Raw genomic sequence first — 22282 nt, forward strand, 5'->3', positions numbered from 1 at the left:
GAGAGCGCGCGGAGCGGGTCGCCGGAGCCGGGCGGCGGGCCGTACCGGCGTGCAAGGGCGCTTCGGTGCGCGCACGCACCCCGGGGGATCGTCGGCGTCTCGGCCGGTCGGCGCTGCGGCGCCGGTTGCCGTCGCCGCTGTCCCGCGCCTACCGCTCGTCGGGTGCGTGCGCCGCTCCCCGGTAGGCCACCCGGTACGTCCGCGGCGAGACGCCGACCGTCGCCTGGAGTCGCTGCCGCAGCGTGGTCGCCGTACCCAGGCCTGACTCGGCCGCCACCCGGTCCACGGTGTACTCGGTCGACTCCAGCAATTCCCGGGCCCGTTCCACTCGTTGCCCGTTGAGCCACTGCATGGGCGTCTGGCCGGTCTCCTCGCGGAAGCGCCGGTTGAAGGTGCGTACGCTCATCGACTCCTGTGCGGCGAGCGCCCCCAGAGTGATCGGCTCCCCGAGGTGGGCCAGCGCCCATGCGCGGGCCCGGCCGGTCGAGGTCCCGCTCGGCTCCGCCACCGGCCTGCGGATGAACTGCGCCTGCCCGCCCTCCCGGTGGGGCGGTACGACGGTGCGGCGTGCGACCTCCGCGGCGACGCCCGCCCCGTGGTCGCACCGGATCATGTGCAGGCAGAGGTCGATGCCGGACGCCTCGCCCGCCGAGGTCAGAACGTCCCCCTCGTCCACGTAGAGCACCTCCGGGTCCAGTCGGACCGAGGGGAAGAGGGACCGGAAGCGCTCCGTCTCGTGCCAGTGGGTGGTGGCGCGCCGGCCGTCGAGCAGTCCGGCCGCGGCCAGTACGTAGGCCCCGGTGCAGATCGAGGCCAGCCGGGTGCCGGGCCGTACCTGCGCCAGCGCCGAGGCGAGCGCCGCGGGCAGCCGCCCCTCGGTCTCCGTCGCGTCCGGGAGGTGGGTGGCCGGGAGAATCACGGTGTCCGCCTCCGCGAGGGTCCGCGGTCCCGCGGACACGAGGATCGGGAAGTCGGCGTCCGTGCGCACCTCCCCCGGTTCGAGCGTGCAGGTCACGACTTCGTACAGCGGTGTGCCCCGCGTGGCGGTGCGCGCCTGCCGGAACAGCTGGTGCACCAGGCCGAGTTCCATCGGCATCACGCCGTCGCGCACCAGCACGGCGACCCGGTGGCGCCCGTCGTTCCGGAAGAGGTCGGCGGAGGTGGCGGCCTCGGGTGTGTCGCCGGAGGAGGTCATGGCCAGATTCTTTCACTTGCTGGCACTCTTGCCACTCGTTCGCCGGGCGTCACGGTCGCAGCCTTGAGCCATGAACATTCTCTGGATCTTCGCCCACCCCGAGCAGCGCTCGCTCAACGCCTCGTTGCGCGACGAGGGACTTGCCGAACTCGAAGCGGCCGGGCACAGCACCCGGCTCACCGACCTCTACGCGATCGGCTTCAACCCGGTCGTCGGCCGCTCCGACTTCGAGGGCGACCTGGCCGGCCGCGACGGCACCGCGGGGGACGGCACCGGCCGTGACGGCTCCCCGCGACTGCGGGTCGGGGAGGCGCAGGAGCGGGGCTACGCCGAGCGCACCCTGAGCGCGGACATCCTGGCCGAACAGGAGAAGGTGGCCTGGGCCGACGTGCTGGTCTTCCAGTTCCCCCTGTGGTGGTTCGGCCCGCCCGCGATCCTCAAGGGCTGGTTCGACCGCGTCTTCGTCCAGGGCTTCGCCTTCGGGATCGAGGACGAGCAGGGCCGAGTGATGCGCTACGGGCGCGGGCCGCTCTCGGGCCGGCGCGCCCTGGTCGTCACCACCGTCGGCGGACGGGCGACCGCCTTCGAGGGGCGGGGCGTGCACGGCCACCTCGAGGACGTGCTCCACCCGCTGCTGCACGGCACCTTCTGGTACGCGGGCATCGAGGCGCTCCCGCCGTTCCTCGTGCCCGGTGCCGACCGGCTCGACGAACGCGGGTACGCCGACCACGCGCGGGCGCTCCGCACCCGGCTGCGCGAACTTCCCGGGACGACACCGATCCCGTACCGCGCCCAGAACGACGGCGACTACGACGAGCAGATGCTGCTCCGCCCCGAACTCGCCCCGGGCCGCACGGACTTGGCCGCCCACCGCACGGACTCGGCCGCCCTCCGCACCGACGCCGATGCGGACGCGTCCCGCGCGGACACCTCCCTCGCCCCCGAAGCGGCCGACCGCCGCATCCTCAGCCCCACCGGTCTCCGCGAGCCGGAGCAGGGCGGCGGCTCGGCGTCCGGCGGGGCCTCGGAGGTGGGCGGGGTCGGTGCGGCTGCCGCAGTCGAAGGAACGGAAGGTGCGCCGGTAGGTGCTCGGTGAGACGCCCGGCGCCTCCTGAAGTGCACCCGGAACGAGGCGCCGGTGCCGGAACACGGAGTCGGCGTCGATCCGGTCCACCGCGAGGTGGCCGCCCTCCGGGAGGCGCCGGGCCCGCTCGACCCGCTGCCGGGCTCGTGTCCCTGGCACAGAGGGCCCCTGGCCTCCCGCGCTCCGCGACCGGTGCTGTGGCCGGTGCTTGTGCCCGCGAGCCTCGTCGGGGCGCACCGCTGCCGGGCCGGGGCAACGGGCCGGAGACCAACACCGTTGCCGACACGGCACGTTGAGCCCCGGCGCCCCGGCGGCGGTGGTTCTGTCGAAGCGGTGGTCAGCGGGACAGGGCGCGGGCTATCCGGTCCGCGTCCCGGCCGATCTCGCGGAGGGCGCCGGAGACCGGGTGGCGGTAGCCGGCGAAGTAGAGGCCGGGAAGCTTCGCCGAGGTGACAGAACGAGCGGCGCGGAGCGTCCCGCCTCCGACCGCGGGGCCGCCGTCCGCGTCCAACGCCTCGTGGTCGCCGAGGAGTTCGGCGAGACCGTGGGTGTAGCCGGTGGCGGCTATCACCGCGTCGGGCGTCAGCTCCGCGCCGTCCGCCAGTCGTACCCGGTCGCCGTCGAGGGACTCCAGCGCGGCGACGGGCTCGACCTCGCCGCGGCGTATCGCGCGCACCAGACCGCTGTCGCGGATCGGCTGCGAGCCCTGCCGTGCGCGGGTGACCAGGCCGGCCTCCGGCCGCCGCAGGCCCCGGCCGCTGAGGTCGGGCACCGTGACGCGGGCCATCCCCGCGCTCAGCCCGTCGCCCAGTCGTGCGGGCAGCCGGCCGACCAGTGCACCGGTGCGCTGCGCGGACCAGCCCAGCGTGCTGCGGCGCAGGATGTGCGGAGGGGTGCGCACCGCCAGCCGGACCCGCGCGGCACCGCCGCGGTGCAGGTCGACGGCGGTCTCCGCCCCCGAGGCCCCCGCGCCGACAACCAGCACGTCCTTGCCCTCGTACGGGCGCGGGCTGCGGTAGTGCGCGGAGTGCAGCAGCTCGCCGGTGTAGCCGTCGCGGCCCGGCCAGTCGGGCACCCGGGGGACGCCGCACAGTCCGGTGGCCACGACGACGGCGGGGGCGGGGAGCTGCCGACCGCCGTTCGCGTGCAGCACCCAACCCTCGTCGGGGGCGCGTTCGATGCTGTTGACCTCCACCCCGGCGGCGATCTCCAGGTCGTGTTCCTCGGCGTAGCGCTCCAGGTAGCGGACCATGTCCGCGCGGGCGACCCAGCGTCCGGCGGACCGGGGTATCGCGAGGCCGGGGAGCGCGGAGCCGCGTCTGGGGGTGTCCAGGCGCAGCCGGTCGTACTGCCCCCGCCAGGAGCCGCCGACGGATTCGCCCCGGTCCAGTACGAGTACGCGTACGCCGCGCCGTTGCAGGGCCGCGGCGGTCGCCAGTCCGGCGGGGCCGGCGCCGATGATGTGGACGGGACGGTCCTGGTCGGTCATGGGCATGGCGTGAGCTTAGCTTTGCGGTGTACGGCGCCTTCGGCCGCCCGCGCTCCCGTCGTTCGCCCTCCGCCTCGCGCACACCGCGCACAATTCGTTCGCCCGCCGCGCCCCGCGCTGTTTCACTCGGAACATGGTGCGCGAACTTCCCGAACCCAGTGAACTCGGCGCCGGGCACTGGCGGTTGAGACCCTGGCGCGACGACCCCGATGAACGTGCCGCGCTGCTCCGTGCGTTCGCCGATCCGCTCTACCGGCGCTGGAACACCGCGTCCGCACCGACACCCGACCAGCGAGGGGTGCAGCGCTTCCTCGATCTGGCGGCACGGGGCCGACGGGAGCACACCCATGTGTACTGGGCCGTCACCGAGCCGCCCGCCCCGGACGCCTCGGCCCCGCCCGCCTCGGACGCCTCGGAACCGTCTGCCCCCGGAGCCGCGCCGTCCGTCGCCGGGCCCGGAAGTGTGCTCGGCGGCATCGCTCTGGGGCCGATCAACCGCACCGCACGCACCGCCTGGATCGCGTACTGGCTGTTGCCGGAGGCCCGCGGCCGGGGTGTGGCGACCGGTGCGCTGTGCCGGGTCGCCGACTGGGCCTTCGTCGAACTGGGCCTGCACCGCATCGAGTTGGGGCACGCGGCGGGCAACGGGGCTTCCTGCCGGGTGGCTCTGCGTGCCGGTTTCGTCGGCGAGGGCCTCTCGCGCGAGGCGATGGTCGCCACCGACGGGGCGACCCGGCACGATGTTCACCAGCACGGCCGGCTCGCCACCGACGCACCGCCGGCCGGATGCGCCGGCGTCCCGCTGTGACCTGCGTCCCGTTCGCCGCATCGGCCGCGAACCGGGCGATGACACCGGCCGGACAGCGGCACTAAAGTGCCATGCCATGGGGCAAGTCGTGCACAACTCCGCCGAGGACCGGTCGACCGCCGAGCTCGCGGGTCATCTGCTCGCGCTGGGGGTCGACCCCGACGCCGTGGGCCTCTACCGACGGCTGCTCTCCGGCGCTCCGCTGAACCTCGGTGAGGCCGACGGCCCGGTCGTCGACCGCCTGATCGAACTCGGCCTGGCGGTGGACAATCCCGACGGTCCGCACCAGCCCCTGCTGCCCGTGCCGCCGGGGGCCGCCCTCGACCTGCTCACCCGCCGTGCCGCGCTGCGGCTGGAGGAGGCGAGCGCCGCGGTCGCGGGCGCGTACGAGAGCTGGCGGCGCCGGGTGCCGGCCCCCGGCGGGGGAGTGGTGGCCGAGGAGGTCACCGGGGCCGACATCGAGAAGCGCCTCGGCGAGGCCACCGCGGGAGCCCGCAACGAGGTGCTGCGCTTCGACACGCCCCCCTACTTCTGGGACAGCGCCCGGGGAGCCGACACCGAGATCGCGATGCTGCGCCGCGGCATCGCCCACCGCGCCGTCTACGCCCGCGCCTCGCTGGCCCACCCCGGCCACCTCACCACCAACATCCAGCCGTGCATCGACGCCGGCGAGCAGGCCAGAGTGCTTCCCGAACTGCCGGTCAAACTGACCATCATCGACGACCGGATCGGTTTCCTCGGGCTGTCCCTCGCGGACGTCGACATCAGCGGCAGCCTGCTGGTGGTGCGCCCCAGCGGTCTGCTGACCGCGCTGCGCGCCCTCTTCGAGGCGTGCTGGGAGCGCGCGCTGCCGATCCAGGCGACCGGTGTGGTGGTGACGACCGCTCCCGGCGCCCGTCCCGGACCGACCGAGCGGCGGATCCTGGCGATGCTCGTCGCGGGAGTTCCGGACAGCCAGATCATCCGCGAACTCGGCGTCAGCCGCCGCACGTTCTTCCGTCGGATGGAGCTTCTGATGGCGCAGGCGGGGGCCGCCTCGCGGTTCCAGCTGGCGCTGCAGGCGCAGCGTCGCGGGTGGCTCTGACCGCCCTGCCCGGCACGCCCTACCGCTGCCCGAGTCGACCCCGTTCGCGCCCGTGCGGAACCGTGACGGCGATCACTGGGACGAAAGCGGGCGAACCGCCCTGTGTAACACCGGTGTTGCGGCAGTGAGAACGGAGATGCCCGGCACACGGGCACCTTGGTGTCGCTGGCACAAGTGTGCCTCATCCGGCACGGGCCTTCCGCTAGAACCGGCTGCGAGCCACCCCCCACGCCCTTCATAACCTCCGGGAAGGCATCCATGAAGCGACCAGGTCCGATACGACTCGTACTGGGCGCGGGAGCCGCGGTCCTCGCGGTACTGGGAACGACCCTCGGCGTCGCAGGCGCCGCGGACTCGGACCCGGCCCCGTCCGCGGAGATACGTGGAGCCGACCGCGGTGAGGTCATCGAGGGTGAGTACATAGTGGTCCTCAAGGACCCGGGCTCTGCCGCCCGTTCCGCTCGGCCCGCCGCCAGGGCCGAGAGCCGGGCAGCCGTCGTACGGGCCGAGGCGAAGGAACTCCTCGGCCCGTACGACGCATCGGCGGCACACACCTACTCCGCGGCGCTCGAGGGCTTCTCCGTGAAGCTCTCCGAGGAGGACGCGGCCGAGCTGGCCGCCGACCCCTCGGTGGCGTACGTGGAGCCCAACCGCGTCGAGCGCGGCGACGACACCCCCTCCGCGACAGCGGCGCCGGTCTGGGGTCTGGACCGGATCGACCAGCGCGACCTCCCGCTCGACGGCGCCTACGAGGCCGACGGCGACGCCTCCGACGTCACCGCGTACGTCATCGACTCGGGCATCCGCATCAGCCACGACGAGTTCGAGGGCCGCGCCAGCTACGGCTACAACTTCGTGGACGGCAACACGCAGGCCTCCGACTGCCACGGCCACGGCACCCATGTCGCGGGCACCGTCGGCGGCAAGACCTACGGCGTCGCCAAGAAGGTCAAGCTCGTCGGCGTCAAGGTGCTCAACTGCGAGAACTCCGGTGCCACGGACGGCATCCTGGCCGGCTACGACTGGGTCGCCAAGAACGCCAAGGCGCCCGCGGTGGCGAACGTCAGCATCGGCGGCAGCCCCACCGACGCCAAGGACGAGGCGGTCCGCAAGCTCGTCGAGTCCGGCGTGACCGTCACGGTCTCGGCGGGCAACAAGAGCACCGAGGCGTGCGAGCAGTCGCCCGCCCGCGAGCCCAGCGTGATCACGGTCGCCTCCACCACCAAGGACGACGAGCGCAGCGACTTCTCCAACTACGGCGACTGCGTCGACCTCTTCGCGCCCGGCAGCGGCGTCCAGTCCGCCGGTCACTCCTCGGACACCGCGAACGCCACGATGAACGGCACCTCCATGGCCGCGCCGCACGTCACCGGGGTGACCGCGCTCTACGTCTCGGCCAACCCCGAGGCCACCCCCGCCGAGGTGACCGAGGCGCTGCTCGCCGCCGTCAGCAAGGACAAGGTGAAGCAGCCGGGCAGCGGATCGCCCAACAGGCTGCTCTACAACCGCTTCTGAGCCACACCCCGCGCAGGTACGGGCGCGTCACGTCCAGGCCCACGGGCCGGACGGGCGCGCCCTGCTCGTGCGCGCGGACACCTGTCGCCGCCCCGCCGCCGTGGGCGCCCCGCCGTCCGTTCTCCGCCAACGGCGCCGCTCACCGCGGGAGTTGGCACATGACGCCGGGCCGCCGGGAGCAGCTGCGCTCGGCGCAGTGGTCCGGCGGCCCGTGGGGCGTCGGGAGCGATCGGCGCGCGCGGCCTGTGTCGTCCGGAGTCGAGCCTCGCTCGGGCGGGCACCGACCGGCGAGGAACGCCGGTGCCGGGGCAGATGTGCCGGCCGGGCCGAGGACAGGGCCGGCCCGTGGCACCACCCTGGCGAAACGATCCGCCCAACTCCGGTGCCGGCGCCGGTCGTTACTTCGTGGGCTTGCGCCCGGTGACGCCGAGATGGACGAGCAGCGCCAGATTCGGCTTCAACTCGGCCTGCTTGACGCCCCAGGTCTGGAAGCCCTTCTGGTGGCCGGCGACCGAGGCGAGCATCGTGACCAGTGAGCCGGCGATCGCCCCGGCGTTCACGCTGTCGTCCACCCGCCCTTTCTCCTGGAGTTCCTCGATCGCCTCGCGCAGCGAGCCGGTGACCGGGGTCAGCAGCTTCATCCGGATCTTGTAGAAGCGCTTGTCGCCCTCGGCCGCGCCGAGGTCGATCACTCGCAGGATCGCGTTGTGTCTGCGCCAGAAGGCGAGGAATCCGTCGACCAGTTCCTCTGCCGACTCCCTGGCAGCCTTTCCGGCCCAACTGCGGCCGGCGGCAAGCCCGGTGAGTGAGGTGGCTTCCTTTGCGGTGGTCTCGGCGATCTCCAGTACCGCACCCTCCACGTCGGGGAAGTACTGGTAGAACGTCGCGGGCGAAGTCCCGGCCTTCCGTGCGACGTCGATGACCTTGACGTCTCGGTAGGGGGACGAGCTGAGCATCTCGCTGAGGCAGTCGAGGAGCTTTTGACGTGTGGCCTGACCACGCCGTCCGGCTACTCGGCCGTCAACCGTGCGTACCTGTCCTGTCATGCCGTCAGCTTACCGATGGCGGTAGTTGGCGCGATTCGGCCGCGGGCAAATGGGTTTCCGCAGGATATGGGGGTGCTCGGCGGTCGCAGGCTTGGCGCAAACCATTCCTTTTGCGGTCGTGGTCCTCTCGCTGCGACGGCGCGGCGGCCCGACGGAATCTCCGTATCCGCTCGCGGACGGCCCGTTGCTGCCCGGAATGGCGACTCGGGCGAACACTGCGAAACTGTCACCAACGGTGATGATCCGCGCAGTCCGCTCGCGCATGGGCGTGCAGGTGCGGGAGCGAGGCCGGGCAGGTGCCGGAGGGGCGACGGGCCGCAGCGGCGAGAAGGCGTGTGCGGCGCGGACGCGTGCAGCGCCGACGGGTACAGCGCCGACGACGTGCGAACGAGTACAGCGCGGACGACGTGCGAACGACGAGCAAAGGAAAGAGGCCGGTGATGGCCGAGACCGCCGTGGGCGTTCCCTGTTGGGCCGATGTGATGCTGCCTGATCTGGCTGCCGGCAAGCGCTTCTACGGCGCCCTCTTCGGCTGGACCTTCGACGAGGACGCCGAGGGGGCCGACAGCTACGCCCCGGCGCTGCTCGACGGCGCCTGCGCGGCGGCGCTCGGCCAGAAGACCGACGGTCGGATGCCGACCTCGTGGACCCAGTACCTGGCCGCCCCCGACGCGGTGGAGACGGCCGAGCGCATTCGGGCGGCCGGCGGGGTGGTGATCACCGAGCCGCTGGAGGTCGGCACCGCGCCCGCCGGGATCCTCGGCATCGCCGCCGACCCCGGCGGCGCCGTGTTCGGCTTCTGGCAGCCGCGGAGCTTCGGCGGCTTCGAGGTGCGCAGCCGTACCGGGGCGTACGTCTGGACAGAGGTGTACGTGCGGGAGAAGCACCGCGTCGACGCCTTCTACCGGGAGGTGTTCGGCTACGGGACCGCCGACATCAGCGAGGAGGGCTTCGACTTCCTGCTCTGGGCACCCGAGGGCGAGGCACCCGACGAGTCGAACGCCGTCGGAGGTCGCTGCATGATCACGGACGCTTTCGCCGAGGAGATGCCGCCGCACTTCCTGACCTATTTCATGGTCGAGGACTGCGAGCAAACCGTGCTGCTGGCACAGGAGTTGGGTGGACGCGCGGTCTTCCCGGTGGAAAACAGCCAGTACGGGCGCTTTGCTGTGATCGCCGATGACCAGGGAGCGACGTTCGCCGTACTGGATCCGGCCCCGAGCGGCCGGGAGAGCTGACGCCGGGGCGTTGGTGCCGCAGCATGGGGGGAGCCCGGTCCGGGACCGAGGAGGGGACCGGCCCGGGCCGCGGAAAGTCGTCCCACCGGTATCGGCCGGAGCGGACGAGAGGTAGACGGGGGAGACACAGTGCCATCGCTGTCAGCGAGACCGGCTGCGCCCGCTGCCGCGACCACCGCGGTCGCGGCTCGGCGCCGATCGGATGGATCATGGAGCCGGGGGACTAACCACACCCCGGTTCGCGGTTGTCAGTGCCGACAGGAAGAATCACCTCAGCCGGGACGGGTCGCACCGCCCCCGGCCGCCGGAGCACGGACAACAGCGCCCGAGGCGGCGCCCGCGAGACGCCCCTTCGGGGAGGTGGAAGGACAGTGGTGGACCAGCTGACGCAGCACGACCCGCGGCGTATCGGGCCCTTTGAGGTGCTCGGACGCCTGGGTGCCGGCGGTATGGGTCTGGTCTACCTCGCCAGGTCCGCCTCGGGCCGCCGGGTCGCGATCAAGACCGTCAGGACCGAGCTCGCCGAGGACCAGCTCTTCCGGGTGCGCTTCACCAGGGAGGTCGAGGCGGCGCGCGCGGTCAGCGGCTTCTACACCGCCGCCGTGGTGGACGCCGACCCCAGGGCCGCGGTTCCGTGGCTGGCGACGGCGTATGTGCCCGCCCCCTCTCTGGAGGAGATCGTCCACGAGTGCGGGCCGATGCCGGTCCAGGCCGTGCGATGGCTGGCCGCCGGCATCGCCGAGGCGCTGCACTCCATCCACGGCGCCGGGCTGGTGCACCGCGACCTCAAGCCGTCCAACGTGCTGGTGGTCGAGGACGGCCCGCGGGTCATCGACTTCGGCATCGCCTCCGGGGTCTCCAACACCCGGCTCACCATGACCAACGTCGCCGTCGGCACACCCGCGTACATGTCGCCGGAGCAGGCGCGCGACTCCCGCAGCGTGACCGGCGCCAGCGATGTGTTCTCGCTCGGCTCGACGCTGGTCTTCGCCGCCACCGGCCACGCCCCGTACCACGGTGCCAACCCGGTCGAGACGGTCTTCATGCTGCTGAGGGAGCGGCCCGACCTGGACGGGCTGCCCGACGAGCTGCTGCCTCTCATCGAGAGCTGCATGGCGCCCGAGGTGGAGATGCGGCCGAGCCCGGCCGATCTCCAGTCGCAGCTCGCCCCGCACCTCTTCTCCTCCGGTGGCGACGACAGCGGCACCGCGTCGGCGTGGCTGCCCGCCGGAGCGGTGGAGCTGATCGAGCGCAAGCGGGGCGGTCGCGGCCGTATACCGCGCGGCCCCGTGCAGCGGCCGGCCGAGCCCGAGCAGCAGAGCCCGCCGCAGGCGCCGCGCACCCCGCCAAGACCCCCGCAGGCACCGCCTGTTGACGCTCCGATCGGCTCGGGAGGACCCGCGCCGTACGCCGGTGGACCGGCCGCCGCCGTACCGCTGCTGCCACCGGGGGACGACCGGGTGCAGCTGCCCGGCGCCCCGGTGCCGATCGGGCCGGGCCCGCGCCGGGCGGAGAGCCGTCCGGTGCAGCCCGTCGCGTCGAGTTGGCTCAGACCTCCGGAGTCGGGCGCCCTGGCGGGTTCGACGAGCGGGCCGGTCCAGCCACCTCAGGTGCAGGCCGCGCCGCAGCAGCCCGTCGGCGCGCCCACCGCCCAGCCGGCCCCGGTGCCGGGCGAGCCGGTGGGCGGGGCGCCCGCGCGCTGGCGGCCGTGGCGGTTCCGGATGTCCAACGACCTCTGGGGCACGCCGGTCGTGGTGGAGGACCTGTTGTACGTCACCTCCTTCGAGGTGCACGCGCTGGACGTCGCCACCGGCAAGCGGCGGTTCAAGACCAACGAGGTCGCCTGGTCCATGGCGGTCTCGGGCGGCCGGGTGCACGCCTCGGACGGGCCGAGCCTCTTCGCGCTCAACGCCAAGGACGGCACCGAGCGCTGGAAGGTCGCCGTCGACGGCTGGGTGTACTCCCTCCACGTCGACATGGGCACCGTCCTGACCGGTACGCGGGGCGGCGGCGTCCAGGCGTGGGAGTCGGCGACCGGCGAGCTGCTGTGGACGATCGCGGGTGCCCAGACGGACTTCGAGACGCCCGACGCCGGCCCGCTGGTGCGCGGCGGCGTGGCCTACGTCTGCGCCGACGGCCAGCTGTACGCGCTGGAGGCCCGTACGGGCGCCGAGCGCTGGCGCTACCCGGTCGGCGACAGCGCGGCCACCGGCGGCGCCCCGGTCCGGCTGGTGCCGGCCGAGGACGGCACCGTCTACGTCTGTGCCGGCTCCCGGGTGCTCTGCCTGGACGGGGCCTCGGGCGCCGAGCGGTGGAGATTCGACGCGCCCGCGGCGTTCCTGAGCCCGCCCGAGCTGGCGCCCGGCGCCGCGGTGGCCGGCGGCGGCGTCTACGTCGTGGACTACCTCGGCACGGTGTACGCCCTCGATCCCGTCAACGGTCACGACCGCTGGCGGGTGCCCACCGAGGCGCGTTCCTCCACGGAGCCGGTGGTGGTCGCGGACGGTCTGGTGCACGTCGCCAGCGGGAACGCGCTCTACACCATCGACGCCGTACCCGGTTCGGCCCGCTACCGCTTCAGCGCGGGCAGCGAGATCGTCGGCCGCCCGGTGGCGACCCAGGGAAGGGTGCACTTCGGGTCGGGCGACAACTGCCTCTACACGCTCGACGCGGTGGCCGGCACCCTGCGCTGGAAGCTGGAGACCGGCGGCGAGATCACCGGCACCCCGCTGGTGGCCGGGGGAGTGCTGTACGCCTGCAGCAGGGACCGCTGCGTGTACGCGCTGGACGCCGCCAAGGGCACCGGCCAGAGCTGACGGTGCGACGGCCGGGGCCGGCCCCGGCCGGGCCACCGGTCGTCCGGTCGCCCCACCGTCTCTGTGCGGCCCGGGGCGTGCGGGACGGTGGGTGCGGGGTCGGGTCGCGGGCCGCGATGTGGTGGCGGGTGTGGTGCTGACGGTGGGGCAGGGGCAGGGCGTGGAGGTTCGAGCGCAGGGCGCTGTTCCCGTGCTCCGTTGTGGCTGCCTGCCGTGTGCTGCCAAATCCCCCCGGGCAAGGGCGACTTGGGGGTCCCTTTGCTATGTATTGACCTGCGGAGATGCAGCTCTTTGCGGTTGCTTCACGGTGGCCGGAACATCGGTCCAAGTCGCCGCGTCCAGCCGGAACCGGCCCGAGCGGTGTCCGCGTCTCCAGCTCCGCAAGCAGCCGATTTTGCTGTGGACGTGTCAATTTTTCGCGGAGGATTTCCATGAGGCGTAGTCAGCTCAAGCTGGCCGCGGTCGTCGGGCTGGTCGTACTCGTGCTGAGTGGTTTCACACCGGCCAAGCGAAGTGGCGGCGGTGGCGACGGCGGCGACGGAGGTGGCTGCGGCAAGGACGGTGGCAGCAGCAACAGCAGCAGCGGTACCGACGGAGGCAGCAGCAGCACGTCGGTCGGTGGAGGGACGGGTGGCGGCTCCAGGTCCCGCCCCACCACGAACATCACGGAGTGCATCGGACAGTCGGGCAACGCCGCGACCGTCCGGATCACCGCGCCCTCGGGCTTCTCCAGGAGCTACACGCTGAAGGTCACCTTCCTGAACGCCACCGGCGACGTGGTCACCAGCGGCCAGCAGCAGGTCAGCCTGGAGGGCAGCGAGACCAAGTCCGTGAAGGTGCCGGCCCGCGACACCACGATGCTGGACCAGGTCACCGAGTGCCGCCTGGACCCGGTGCGCTGAGCCGAAGTCAACTCCCTTTCCGTGCAGCCGAGTCGGCGCCCGCGCCCAGACCGCGTGCGGGCGCCGACCCCGTTCTGCCCCGCGCACCGGCGACTTCGGGTGCGGGTGTGACGGGTGGTGCGGCGTGGCGCGGCGGGTGTGACGGGTGGTGCGGCGTGGCGCGGTGGGTGTGCGGCGGGGCGTGGCGTGGCGCGGTGGGTGTGCGGCGGGGCACGGGTGCGGGTTCCCGGGAATGTCAGTGGTGGTTCCTACGCTGGAACCAGTGTTGGTCCCGGAGCTGAGGAGTGAGAGCAATGGCGTTGTCCCGTGCAGAGCGCGAGGAGTTTCTGGCCGAGGCGCAGGTCGGATCGCTCGGTGTGGCGGCCGGGGCGGAGCGGGCGCCTCTGGTGGTGCCCATCTGGTACGCGTACGACCCCGGCGGTGAGGTATGGGTGGTCACCGAGACGGACTCCAGAAAGGCCCGACTCATCGCGGACGCGGGTCGGTTCACCATGCTCGCCGAGCGTACGGCGCCGACGGTGCGCTATGTGTCGGTGGAGGGCCCGGTGGTCGAGCAGCGTCCCGCCACGGACGAGGAGCACCGGCGGATGGTGCGGCGCTTCCTGCCGGGAGAGGCGGCGGAGCAGTATCTGGCCATGACCGAGAAGATGTTCGGCGAGCTCCAGTACATCTCCATGAGGCCGCAGCGCTGGCTCTCCTCCGACATGGGGTCCTTCTGACCGGACCGCGCTGCTGTCGCGGCGCGGCGTCCGCCGGCTGAACGCGCCTGCTGCGCGGGCGGGTTGCGGCGCGCCGGCGAGCCGGCCGCACGGCGGGCGAGCGCTGCCGGGGGCCGAGCGCCGGCCCGGTCCCCGGCGGCGCGTACGAAGTCCGTGCGGGGGGTGTCAGCTGCCCTGGTAGTCCTGCACGACGACCAGGCTGCCCCGGTAGTCGCCGGAGCTGCCCTGGTAGTCGTCGGAGTCGCTGCCCCGGAGGTCGGCCGTGCCCGTTGTGCTGCCCTGGTAGTCGGCGGCGTCGACGGTCTCGGTGCGGTGCTCGGTCAGAGCGGGGGCGGCGGTCAGAGCGAGGCTGCCCACGGCGAGGGTGCAGACGGCGAGAGCGCGTCGGTTTCGTGGCACGGATCTTCTCCTTGGACGAGTAGTAAGGGTCAGTGGTTACTACCCGGAAGCCGGCTCCGGCCGCCGGGTTCCGCCAACGATGGCCGGATCGCGACGACTTGGCGGCGTGATGTGCGGAAGTGGACGGGCGCGCGGATGGGGCCGGTGATGGTGGCGCCCCCTCCGCGCCACCATCACCGGCCCTGGCCGTTCCGTCCGCTCCGGTGGGCCTGCCACCCGAGCGGACGCCTCATCACCTCGCGGGCTCGCTCGAACCCTGGTGGTCGCCGGCGACGGAGACGTCGCCGTGGCCGGTGGAGGTGTTGGTCTTGTTCTCCTCGACCGCGTCGTCGGTCTTGGGCTGGGCCTTGTTCTTCTGGTTCTTCCTGGTGTCCCTGCTCATGACTTCACTCCTCATGTGTGGTGCACGATGAGCCCCGGCGCGTCTCCCCGTGACTCCCCCGAACGCTGGACTGGCCTTGCTGGCGGCTCACCGTCTGAGGTGCGCCTCCCCCGTGACTCGCCGCTCCCCCCCCCCGATGCGACGAACCGACGTGCCACAGCATGGCAATCGCCAATAAACGTTTGATGAACGTGCCATCGCCCGCCGGGGCGGCGCCATAGCGGAGCAGGGTTCGATACGAGACCAGGACAGCCCTGAGACGTGTACGCACCCGTTCTCCGTTGGGGGAACGGGAGTTGGGGGCGTATCGACACCGCTCGGTCCGGCGCTCCGGCAGCCGGGGCGGCGGCTCCGGTCATCGGTGCCGACCGTCGGGCCGGCCGCGGCGCCTCGGGCCGGACGGGTGCCCTTCCGGCCGTGGGCGGCTCGCCCGCCCGCGGTCGGGGGCGGGACGGACGTACGGCGGCCGGGGCGGGTCAGCGGTGTGCGGTGGCCGCCAGCAGCTCCTGCACCTGGTGCCGCTCCGGAGAGTTGCGCGCCTCCAGGACCTGCTGGGCGTCGAGCCAGCAGGCCTGCGCCCTGCCGTGCTGGCCGAGTTCGGCCAGCGCCTTGCCGAGGACGATGAGGACCGTGCCGCGGCGCCATTCGCCGCCGATGGCGCGCAGGGTGATGGCACGTTCGGCGTGGGTGGCCGCGGTGCCCGCGTCCCCGAGTTCGAGATGCGCCTCGGCGAAGCGGAAGTGCGTCACACCCACCCAGCGGTCCTGGCGGCTGTCCTGGAAGACCTCCAGCGCCCGCTGGAGCTCCACGAGCGCTTCCTCGGGCCGCCCGGCCCTGGTCAGTGCGCAACCGAGTGTGTAACGGGCGTTCGCCAGCCGGAGAGTGAGGCCGATCCGCTGGTAGAAGGAGACGCCTTCCCTTGCCAGCCTGATCGCGCTCTCGTGCCGGCCCAGTGCCATGTGGATGCGCGAGAGGTTGCAGATCGCGCTCGCCTCGCTGGAGGTGTTCCGGTCTTCCCGGAACGCCTCGATGGCCTGCAGGATGAACGGCTCGGCGCGCTCGTGGTCGCCGAGGTAGGTCGCGATGATGCCGCGCTCGTTCGGCAGGTAGGAGGTGGAGAGCGGGTCCTCCGCCGACAGGGCCAGCAGCATCGCGTGCGTGGCCTCCTGGTCGGCCTGCTCGAACCGGCCGGAGTCCGCGTGGGTGTGGGTCAGCGTGACCCGGGCCCGTGCGCCCACCAGCGCGTCCCCGGCGGCGTCGGCGGCGTCCCGTACGGCGGTGGCGGCCTGTTCGTAGCTCTGCGAGTGCACGCCCGAGTCGGAGAGGTCGATCGTGGCGAAGAGCAGGTCGACGGCGGCGCGCAGCGAGGCGGGGGAGGACGCGCTCTGCCGGACGCACGCCAGCAGGCAGCTCGCCTCGGTGAACAGCCAGTCGAGGGCTTCCTCGCGGTGCTCGAAGTCCAGCCCCGGATGGTTCGCCTCCAGCAGGTGCTGTGCGGCGCGCTCGGCGGGCCGGTCGAGCGCGAAGGCTCGTTTGCCGGTGGCGAGGTAGAAGTCCAGCAGACGGGCGCGGGCCAGGTCGCCCTCGGAGACCGTCGGGGTCTCGTCCGCGCCGGCGTCGGGCGGGAGCGACGCGTCCTGCTCCGTGCGGCGGGCGCGGTCGCGCGCGTAGAGGCGGAGCAGGTCGTGGAAGCGGTAGCGGCCGGGTGCGGCCGACTCCAGGAGGCTGGTGTCGACCAGCGACTCCAGCACCTCCTCGGCCTCCTCCGGATCGCGGTCGAGCGCCGCGGCTGCCGCGTGCAGCGAGATGTCCGACCCGTCGGCCTGGCCCAACAGCCGGAAGGCACGGGCCTGTTCGGTGTCGAGCTGGCCGTAGCCCAGCTCGAAGGTGGCGCGGACGGCCTGGTCGCCGGCCTGGAGCACGTCCAGCCTGCGCCGTTCGTCGGCGAGCTTGCTGGCCAGCACCGAAACGGTCCAGGTCCGGCGGGCGGCGAGCCGGGCGGCGGCGATGCGGATGGCGAGCGGGAGGAAGCCGCAGGCGGCCACGACATCCATCGCGGACTCCCGCTCGGCGCGCACCCGTTCCTCGCCCACGATCTTGGTGAAGAGCCGCATCGCCTCGTCGGGGCTCATCACGTCGAGGTCGACCAGGTAGGCGCCGGCCAGGTCGATCATCCGGGTGCGGCTGGTGATCAGCGCGGCGCAGCCCTCGGTGCCCGGCAGCAGCTGGCGGATCTGCGCGGCGTCCCGGGCGTCGTCCAGCACGGTGAGAACCCGGCGGCCGGAGAGCAGGCTCCGGTAGAGCGCCGCGCGCTCCTCGAGACTCTCGGGGATCGCACTGTCCGCGATGCCGAACGCCCGCAGGAAGGAGGCGAGTACGGCCCTCGGCTCGGCCGGGCCGGCGCTCGCGCCCTGGAGGTCGGCGTACAACTGGCCGTCGGGGAAACGGTCCTTGGCCGCGTGGGCGACGTGGATGGCGAGAGTCGTCTTGCCGACGCCGCCGATTCCGGCGACCGCGGAGACGGCCATCACCGCGCCGTCGGAGTTCGCCAACTCCTCGCGCAGCTCCTTGACGAAGGACGAGCGTCCGGTGAAGTCCTTCACGCTGGCGGGGAGTTGGTGAGGCGTGACCCTGTCGCCGACGGCGCCTCGGACGCCCGAGGGTGCGAGGGCGAGGCCCTCGTCCGCGCGCAGGATGCGCTGGTGCAGCTCGGACAGCTCGGCGCACGGGTCGATGCCCAGTTCCTCGGCCAGCAGCGCGCGGGTGTCGTCGTAGACCGCGAGCGCCTCCGCCTGACGGCCGCTGCGGTAGAGCGCGAGCATCAGCAGTTCGCGCAGCCGCTCCCGCAGTGGATGGGCAGCGCCGACCGCGGTGAGCTCGGAGACCGCCTCGGCGTGGCAGCCGACCTGGAGGTCCAGGTCGAAGCGGTGCTCGAGCAGCGAGAGGCGCCACTCCGCGAGCCGCACCCGCTGGGTCTCCGCGTACGGGCCCGGCAGATGGGACAGCGGCTCGCCGTCCCACAGTGCGAGCGCCTCGCCGTAGTGCTCCCTGGCCTTTCCGAGGTCGCCCTCCGCCGTGAACTTCTCGGCGAGCGAGGCGAGTCGGGAGGCACGGTCGAGATCCAGCGAGACACCGGGAGCCGAGGTCTGGATGGCGTAACCGCCGGACTCGCTGAGCAGCGTCCGGCTCCCCAGCACCTTGCGCAGCCGGGATGCGTACGTCCGCAGCGCGGCGAGTGCCTGTTGCGGCGGCTCCTCGCCCCAGATCGCGTCGACCAGCTCGGGCGCGGTGGCCGTGTGCCCGCCGCGCAGCAGGATCGCCGCGAGCAGGGCACGTTGCTGTGGTGAACCGGTGCTGAGCTGTGTGCCGTCCCGCCAGGCCCTGACGGGCCCAAGCACCGCGAAGCGCAGCCCCGTACCAGGGTCGGCGACCATGAGTGCTCCCTACTCTCACCTGAATCTCGGTGCCCGACCCATCAGTGTGCCTTCTCAACTCCCGTTGTGGCAGCCGCCCGTCGGCCTCCGAAAGCGTCGGCTTCAGCCAAGGGGACGGAGTGGTACGGGCGTTGGTGACACTCTGCTGAAAGAGTCTGACGTTAAGTCAATTGCGTCTGTGCTGAACGCTGTGGGGCCCCGGCGACCGTGTGCGGGTGCGAGCGGTTGCCCCGTCGCCGGGCGGACGGACCGGTCGTGGCGAAGAGGGGCGAGCCGTTCCCGACGCGGTTCCGCACCACGGGGCGGGCCTGCTCGGCTGGTGCGCCCTGTGGGCCGGACACCGACGGTTCGGAACGATCCGGGCGTGGCTGTCGTGGCGGATGTGGCGGATGTGGCGGGTGGTGGCGGTGCGAATTGTGGCGGTGCGGTCGGCCGGTGCGTCGACGCGGCCGTACCGGGCTCGTCGGCAGCGCGTCCGGCGGTGCGTCCGGCGGCGCGGGCGGCTGCCGGGGCACGGAGCGGCGGGGTTCAGCGCTCCAGGTCGAACTCGCCGTCCCTGGCGCCCAGTACGAAGGCCTCCCACTCGGCGGCGGTGTAGCGAAGCACCGTGCCGGGATCGGCCGAGTTCCTCATCGCCATGCCCCCGCCGGGGAGTTGGGCGATCTCCACGCGCTCCTCCTCGGGTGCTCCCGGAGCGTGCTGCCACTCCACACCGGAAATGTCGAGGGCGTACAGCTCGTCCTTCTCCTGCTGGGTACCCATGGCGCCAAGTCCTCTCGTGCAAGCCCGCCGAGGTGCTGCCGTGCACCCCGCCCAGCTGATGACCCCCGTCAACTGCTGCAAACCGTCCGCCCGTCGAGCCTATCGTCGCGGCGGCCCCGGCTGTAGCGGGGGAGCGGAAAATGAGTACGGCCTTCGAGCCCGCGCGAGTACTGTTCCCGACCGTGACCCGTAGCAGCTGCGCACGACACCTTTCCTCCCGGCAGAGCTCCACCGGCCGCCGGGTGAGCGTGCCGAGGGCCGGGCGGTGAGCCGAACGGCGCTGTTCACGGACGTACGGCCGCTGCGTTCCAGCAAGCGGTTCCGGGAGCTGTGGATCGGGACCTCGCTGGGCCTGTTCGGCGGCCACCTCGCCAACGTGGCGGTACTGCTCCAGGTCTGGAATCTCACCGGAAGTCCGCTGTGGACGGGGCTGATCGGCGTCGCCAGTGCGCTGCCGATGACGGCCTTCGGTCTGCTCGGGGGTGCGCTCGCGGACGCGATGGACCGCCGGGCGCTGGTCGCGCTGGCGACCTCCGCGCAGCTGCTGGCCGCGATCGGGTTCACCGCGCAGGCGCTGGCCGGCAACGGGCGGGTACTGGTGCTGCTCGGTCTGGTCTCCTTCTCGGCGGCGTGTATCGGACTGGGTTCCGCCGCCCGCAGGACTCTCCCGGTACGACTCCTCCCGGGCAACGAGCTGGCCGCCGGGCTCGCGCTGCAGAACTTCGCCTCCCAGGCGTCGATGCTGCTCGGGCCCGCGGCGGCCGGGTTTCTGATTGCGCGGTCGGGGATGGCCGCCGCGTACCTCGTGCAGGCGGTCGCGGTGGCGGTCTCGCTGCTCGCGGTGCTCCGGCTCCCGCCGATGCCCCGGCTGCCGGCGGCGGACACTGGGAGCGCCGAACCGGGGCCGGGGGAGAGTGAACCGGAGCCGGACCACCGTGAGTCTGCGCCCGGCGGTCCCGCGCGGAAGAGCTGGCGACCGCCTCGGGGCGGCTGGCGGATCATCGCCCAACGGCCCACTCTCTGGGGCTCGTTCGCCACCGACCTGGCCGCGACGCTGCTGGCCATGCCGATCTCGCTGTTCCCGCTGGTCAACGAGGCCCGGTTCGACGGCGATCCGCGCACTCTCGGGCTCTTCCTCTCCTCGGTCGCGGTCGGCGGGATCTGCGCCGGCCTGCTGTCGGGCAGCTATACGCGGGTACGCCGCGCGGGCCGGCTCCAGCTGGCGGCGGCGCTGGTGTGGAGCCTGGCGCTCGCCGCCTTCGGACTGGCCGAACCGCTCTGGCTGGTGCTCGGCGCGCTGGTGGTGGCGGGCGCCGCCGACACCGTCTCGGTGGTCACGCGCGCGGCGCTCGTGCAGATGGAGACACCGGACCGCTTCCGCGGACGGGTGTCCTCGGTCGAACTCGTCATCGGCGCCGCGGGGCCCGAACTGGGCAATTTCCGGGGCGGGTTGGTCGCTTCCTTCACCTCCGCGCCGTTCGCCCTGGCCTCCGGCGGCCTGGTGGCCGCCGCGGTGGTCTCCGCTGTCGCCGCGGTCAACCGGCCCCTGCGGAGCTACCGGCTTCCGCGTGAGCAGTGAGACCCGCCCACGCGACGTACGACCCCCGGCCGGGCCCGGTTCCGCGGCGGTTCCGGGGCCGCGGCCGGTTCCGGGCCGGCGGCCGGCCCCGGTGCTGGTGGGAGGGCTGTCCGCGGGCCGGCGCCGAGCGCTCATCGCGGCGGGGCGGCGTCCAGCCAGACCGGGTTGGTCATCGCGGCCATGGCGCCCGGGAGTTGGCCCTCGCCGCCCGGGTGCCGCACCTCGGCGCGCACGTACGAGGCCAGTGAGGCGGTCGTGCGCCACTCCAGCCCGGTCGCCGCCGGACCGGACAGCAACTCGCCCTGGTCGGTGAGGAGTCGGGCGACCGCGCCCTCGGGCGCCCCGTCGACCGCGAGTCGTACGGTGACGTCCGCGGTCGGCGCGGTGCGCAGTCGTCCGCCGATGGTCGCGTGGCCGCCGCGCTCGTCGGAGGCGGAGAGCTCCAGAGAGATCCGGGAGGACTCGGCGAGGTAGCTGCGGCCCGCCCGGATGCCCGCGAGCACGTCCCTGCGGGTGAGGTCGTCGGCGTGCACCACCGTCTGCGGCAGCCCCACATCCTGCCCCTCGCTGTGCGCGTCGCTGCAACCGAGGGCGGGCAACCAGTCGCGACCGCGTTCCACCAGCATGTTGTCCCAGGCGGCAAGCGCGAGCTCGTCATCCGGGGTCCACGGACCGTTCCACAGCTCGATCGCGTCGGCGCCCTCGTAGCCGAACTTCCACTGGCAGCCGACGTAGGGGCAGTTGGGGTGCGCAGGCACGACCAGGCCGCCGGCGCGGTGGATGCGGCGCACCCAGCGCTCGTACGCGTCGTCCCGCGCCCGGTAGCGCCAGTCGACGAAGGTGCCGGGGTCGGTGCCGAGGGCCAGGTAGTGACCGTTGCGGGTGGTGACCTCCTCGCCGCAGAGCACCAGCAGATCGTCGCCGAACAGCCCCTCCCAGGCGGCGTGCCCCGAGGTGGTGTTGTGCTCGGTGCTCACGATGAAGTCAAGTCCCGCCCTGCGTGCGGCAGTTGCCACCTCCGCCGGGGTGCGCCGCCCGTCCGAGTGAACGGTGTGCAGATGGCAGTCGCCGCGGTACCAGGCGCGCCCGCGGCCCCGGGCCCGCTCGGAGGGGTGGACCGGTATCGGCGTACGTCCCGGCCTGCCGGGCGTCAGGGTGACGGTCAGCTCGTACCGCATGCCCTGCGGCGCGACCGTGTACGGGCCGAGCACGATGTGCCAGGTGCCGGGGCCGACCGGACCCGGCAGATAGCCCGGCGTCGCCCGCTCCGCGCTGATCGTGAACTCGGTGCGGAAGCCGCCCGACCAGCCGCGGAACCCGTCCGTTCGGGGAGCCCCGCCGCGCGGGTCCGTACCGCGCGGGTCGAAGACGCCGATGTCCAGTGCGTTGCCCGGGGTGCCCTCGGGTACCTCCGGCCTGTCGTAGCCGTAGGAGACGGCGATCTCCCGTACTCCGCGCGGCACTTCGACCGGGACGTATACGAAATCCGGTGCTCCGGTGGGCAGTTCACCCTTGATGGTGCGGGAGAGCGGCGCCGCGGGTGAGTCGCCCTGTGCGCCGCCGTCCGCGGCGCGGGCGAAGTCCATCGGGGCGAGCGTGACCGCGCCCGCCATGCCCGCCGTGGACTTGAGCATGTCGCGTCTGTGCATCGCTGCCGGCTCCCTGGGGTCGAGGACCTGAGAGACCGTTGTACGGGCGGCGGCCCGCAGAGGTAACCCCGCGCGCGTGAACATCGGCCGAAGGAACGACGGCCGGAGGCGCGTCGGTGCGGTGCGCGGCAGGAGCGTCCGGTGTCGGTGCGGGCCGGTGGGGGTTGGATCGGTGCGAGAC

General features: G+C 73.0%; 17 protein-coding genes. 9 read left to right on the forward strand and 8 right to left on the reverse strand.

What is annotated here, in order from left to right; translation table 11 throughout:
- Positions 1 to 148 precede the first annotated feature (148 nt).
- Positions 149 to 1195 carry a GlxA family transcriptional regulator gene (locus tag JGS22_RS12495; RefSeq protein WP_211042263.1) on the reverse strand — a complete coding sequence of 349 codons (1047 nt, stop codon included), beginning with the start codon at positions 1193 to 1195 and terminating at the stop codon, positions 149 to 151.
- A 70-nt stretch (positions 1196 to 1265) separates the two neighbouring features.
- Between JGS22_RS12495 and JGS22_RS12500 the strand changes: the two genes are divergently transcribed.
- Positions 1266 to 2291: an NAD(P)H-dependent oxidoreductase gene (locus JGS22_RS12500; RefSeq protein ID WP_211042264.1), complete on the forward strand. Its 1026-nt coding sequence runs from the start codon at positions 1266 to 1268 to the stop codon at positions 2289 to 2291.
- A gap of 325 nt (positions 2292 to 2616) precedes the next feature.
- On the opposite strand, the gene JGS22_RS12505 is transcribed toward JGS22_RS12500, so the two are convergent.
- Positions 2617 to 3768, reverse strand: a complete 1152-nt coding sequence (locus tag JGS22_RS12505; RefSeq protein WP_216815087.1) for a flavin-containing monooxygenase — start codon at positions 3766 to 3768, stop codon at positions 2617 to 2619.
- Between the two features lie 133 nt (positions 3769 to 3901).
- On the opposite strand from JGS22_RS12505, the gene JGS22_RS12510 reads away from it, so the two are divergent.
- The 3 genes from JGS22_RS12510 to JGS22_RS12520 all read left to right on the forward strand — a co-directional run bounded on the left by JGS22_RS12510 (position 3902) and on the right by JGS22_RS12520 (position 7175).
- Complete coding sequence (locus tag JGS22_RS12510; RefSeq protein WP_216814962.1) at positions 3902 to 4576, forward strand: GNAT family N-acetyltransferase; 675 nt, start codon at positions 3902 to 3904, stop codon at positions 4574 to 4576.
- Between the two features lie 76 nt (positions 4577 to 4652).
- Positions 4653 to 5660, forward strand: coding sequence for a helix-turn-helix domain-containing protein (locus tag JGS22_RS12515; RefSeq protein WP_216814963.1), 1008 nt, complete (start codon positions 4653 to 4655; stop codon positions 5658 to 5660).
- A gap of 258 nt (positions 5661 to 5918) precedes the next feature.
- Positions 5919 to 7175 (forward strand): S8 family peptidase, encoded by a 1257-nt coding sequence (locus JGS22_RS12520; protein WP_211042739.1) that lies wholly within the window; start codon positions 5919 to 5921, stop codon positions 7173 to 7175.
- Between the two features lie 398 nt (positions 7176 to 7573).
- On the opposite strand, the gene JGS22_RS12525 is transcribed toward JGS22_RS12520, so the two are convergent.
- Positions 7574 to 8221, reverse strand: coding sequence for a TetR family transcriptional regulator (locus JGS22_RS12525; protein ID WP_211042741.1), 648 nt, complete (start codon positions 8219 to 8221; stop codon positions 7574 to 7576).
- A gap of 440 nt (positions 8222 to 8661) precedes the next feature.
- On the opposite strand from JGS22_RS12525, the gene JGS22_RS12530 reads away from it, so the two are divergent.
- The 4 genes from JGS22_RS12530 to JGS22_RS12545 all read left to right on the forward strand — a co-directional run bounded on the left by JGS22_RS12530 (position 8662) and on the right by JGS22_RS12545 (position 13896).
- A complete protein-coding gene (locus JGS22_RS12530) occupies positions 8662 to 9459 on the forward strand; it encodes a VOC family protein (RefSeq protein WP_211042743.1) in 798 nt (265 codons plus the stop codon).
- A gap of 371 nt (positions 9460 to 9830) precedes the next feature.
- Positions 9831 to 12275 (forward strand): protein serine/threonine kinase AfsK, encoded by a 2445-nt coding sequence (afsK, locus tag JGS22_RS12535; protein WP_216814964.1) that lies wholly within the window; start codon positions 9831 to 9833, stop codon positions 12273 to 12275.
- Between the two features lie 431 nt (positions 12276 to 12706).
- The gene (locus tag JGS22_RS12540) at positions 12707 to 13177 is read left to right on the forward strand and encodes a hypothetical protein (RefSeq protein WP_211042424.1); all 471 of its coding nucleotides are present in this window, start codon (positions 12707 to 12709) and stop codon (positions 13175 to 13177) included.
- Between the two features lie 293 nt (positions 13178 to 13470).
- Positions 13471 to 13896: a pyridoxamine 5'-phosphate oxidase family protein gene (locus JGS22_RS12545; protein WP_211042425.1), complete on the forward strand. Its 426-nt coding sequence runs from the start codon at positions 13471 to 13473 to the stop codon at positions 13894 to 13896.
- A gap of 165 nt (positions 13897 to 14061) precedes the next feature.
- Here JGS22_RS12545 and JGS22_RS12550 read toward each other — a convergent pair whose 3' ends face one another.
- From JGS22_RS12550 to JGS22_RS12565, 4 genes are all read right to left on the reverse strand, one after another.
- Positions 14062 to 14295 carry a hypothetical protein gene (locus tag JGS22_RS12550; protein ID WP_211042426.1) on the reverse strand — a complete coding sequence of 78 codons (234 nt, stop codon included), beginning with the start codon at positions 14293 to 14295 and terminating at the stop codon, positions 14062 to 14064.
- Between the two features lie 232 nt (positions 14296 to 14527).
- On the reverse strand, positions 14528 to 14677 hold the full coding sequence (locus JGS22_RS12555; protein ID WP_211042427.1) for a hypothetical protein: 150 nt from the start codon (positions 14675 to 14677) through the stop codon (positions 14528 to 14530).
- A gap of 476 nt (positions 14678 to 15153) precedes the next feature.
- Positions 15154 to 18111 (reverse strand): SARP-family global regulator AfsR, encoded by a 2958-nt coding sequence (afsR, locus tag JGS22_RS12560; protein ID WP_211042428.1) that lies wholly within the window; start codon positions 18109 to 18111, stop codon positions 15154 to 15156.
- 528 nt (positions 18112 to 18639) lie between these two features.
- Entirely contained in the window at positions 18640 to 18873 is a 234-nt protein-coding gene (locus JGS22_RS12565) for a DUF397 domain-containing protein (RefSeq protein ID WP_211042429.1), read from the reverse strand.
- A 265-nt stretch (positions 18874 to 19138) separates the two neighbouring features.
- Here JGS22_RS12565 and JGS22_RS12570 point away from each other — a divergent pair, with 265 nt between their 5' ends.
- The gene (locus tag JGS22_RS12570) at positions 19139 to 20452 is read left to right on the forward strand and encodes an MFS transporter (protein ID WP_211042430.1); all 1314 of its coding nucleotides are present in this window, start codon (positions 19139 to 19141) and stop codon (positions 20450 to 20452) included.
- A gap of 131 nt (positions 20453 to 20583) precedes the next feature.
- On the opposite strand, the gene JGS22_RS12575 is transcribed toward JGS22_RS12570, so the two are convergent.
- The gene (locus tag JGS22_RS12575) at positions 20584 to 22101 is read right to left on the reverse strand and encodes a CehA/McbA family metallohydrolase (protein ID WP_211042431.1); all 1518 of its coding nucleotides are present in this window, start codon (positions 22099 to 22101) and stop codon (positions 20584 to 20586) included.
- Positions 22102 to 22282 lie beyond the last annotated feature (181 nt).

The sequence above is a fragment of the Streptomyces tardus genome (assembly GCF_018101125.2).
GTDB lineage: Bacteria > Actinomycetota > Actinomycetes > Streptomycetales > Streptomycetaceae > Streptomyces > Streptomyces tardus.

Excerpts from the sequence above, each read along its gene's own strand:
- JGS22_RS12495 (WP_211042263.1), bottom strand. The coding sequence starts at position 1,195 with ATGACCTCCTCCGGCGACACACCCGAGGCCGCCACCTCCGCCGACCTC.
- JGS22_RS12500 (WP_211042264.1), top strand. The coding sequence starts at position 1,266 with ATGAACATTCTCTGGATCTTCGCCCACCCCGAGCAGCGCTCGCTCAAC.
- JGS22_RS12505 (WP_216815087.1), bottom strand. The coding sequence starts at position 3,768 with ATGACCGACCAGGACCGTCCCGTCCACATCATCGGCGCCGGCCCCGCC.
- JGS22_RS12510 (WP_216814962.1), top strand. The coding sequence starts at position 3,902 with ATGGTGCGCGAACTTCCCGAACCCAGTGAACTCGGCGCCGGGCACTGG.
- JGS22_RS12515 (WP_216814963.1), top strand. The coding sequence starts at position 4,653 with ATGGGGCAAGTCGTGCACAACTCCGCCGAGGACCGGTCGACCGCCGAG.
- JGS22_RS12520 (WP_211042739.1), top strand. The coding sequence starts at position 5,919 with ATGAAGCGACCAGGTCCGATACGACTCGTACTGGGCGCGGGAGCCGCG.
- JGS22_RS12525 (WP_211042741.1), bottom strand. The coding sequence starts at position 8,221 with ATGACAGGACAGGTACGCACGGTTGACGGCCGAGTAGCCGGACGGCGT.
- JGS22_RS12530 (WP_211042743.1), top strand. The coding sequence starts at position 8,662 with ATGGCCGAGACCGCCGTGGGCGTTCCCTGTTGGGCCGATGTGATGCTG.
- JGS22_RS12540 (WP_211042424.1), top strand. The coding sequence starts at position 12,707 with ATGAGGCGTAGTCAGCTCAAGCTGGCCGCGGTCGTCGGGCTGGTCGTA.
- JGS22_RS12545 (WP_211042425.1), top strand. The coding sequence starts at position 13,471 with ATGGCGTTGTCCCGTGCAGAGCGCGAGGAGTTTCTGGCCGAGGCGCAG.
- JGS22_RS12555 (WP_211042427.1), bottom strand. The coding sequence starts at position 14,677 with ATGAGCAGGGACACCAGGAAGAACCAGAAGAACAAGGCCCAGCCCAAG.
- afsR (WP_211042428.1), bottom strand. The coding sequence starts at position 18,111 with ATGGTCGCCGACCCTGGTACGGGGCTGCGCTTCGCGGTGCTTGGGCCC.
- JGS22_RS12565 (WP_211042429.1), bottom strand. The coding sequence starts at position 18,873 with ATGGGTACCCAGCAGGAGAAGGACGAGCTGTACGCCCTCGACATTTCC.
- JGS22_RS12575 (WP_211042431.1), bottom strand. The coding sequence starts at position 22,101 with ATGCACAGACGCGACATGCTCAAGTCCACGGCGGGCATGGCGGGCGCG.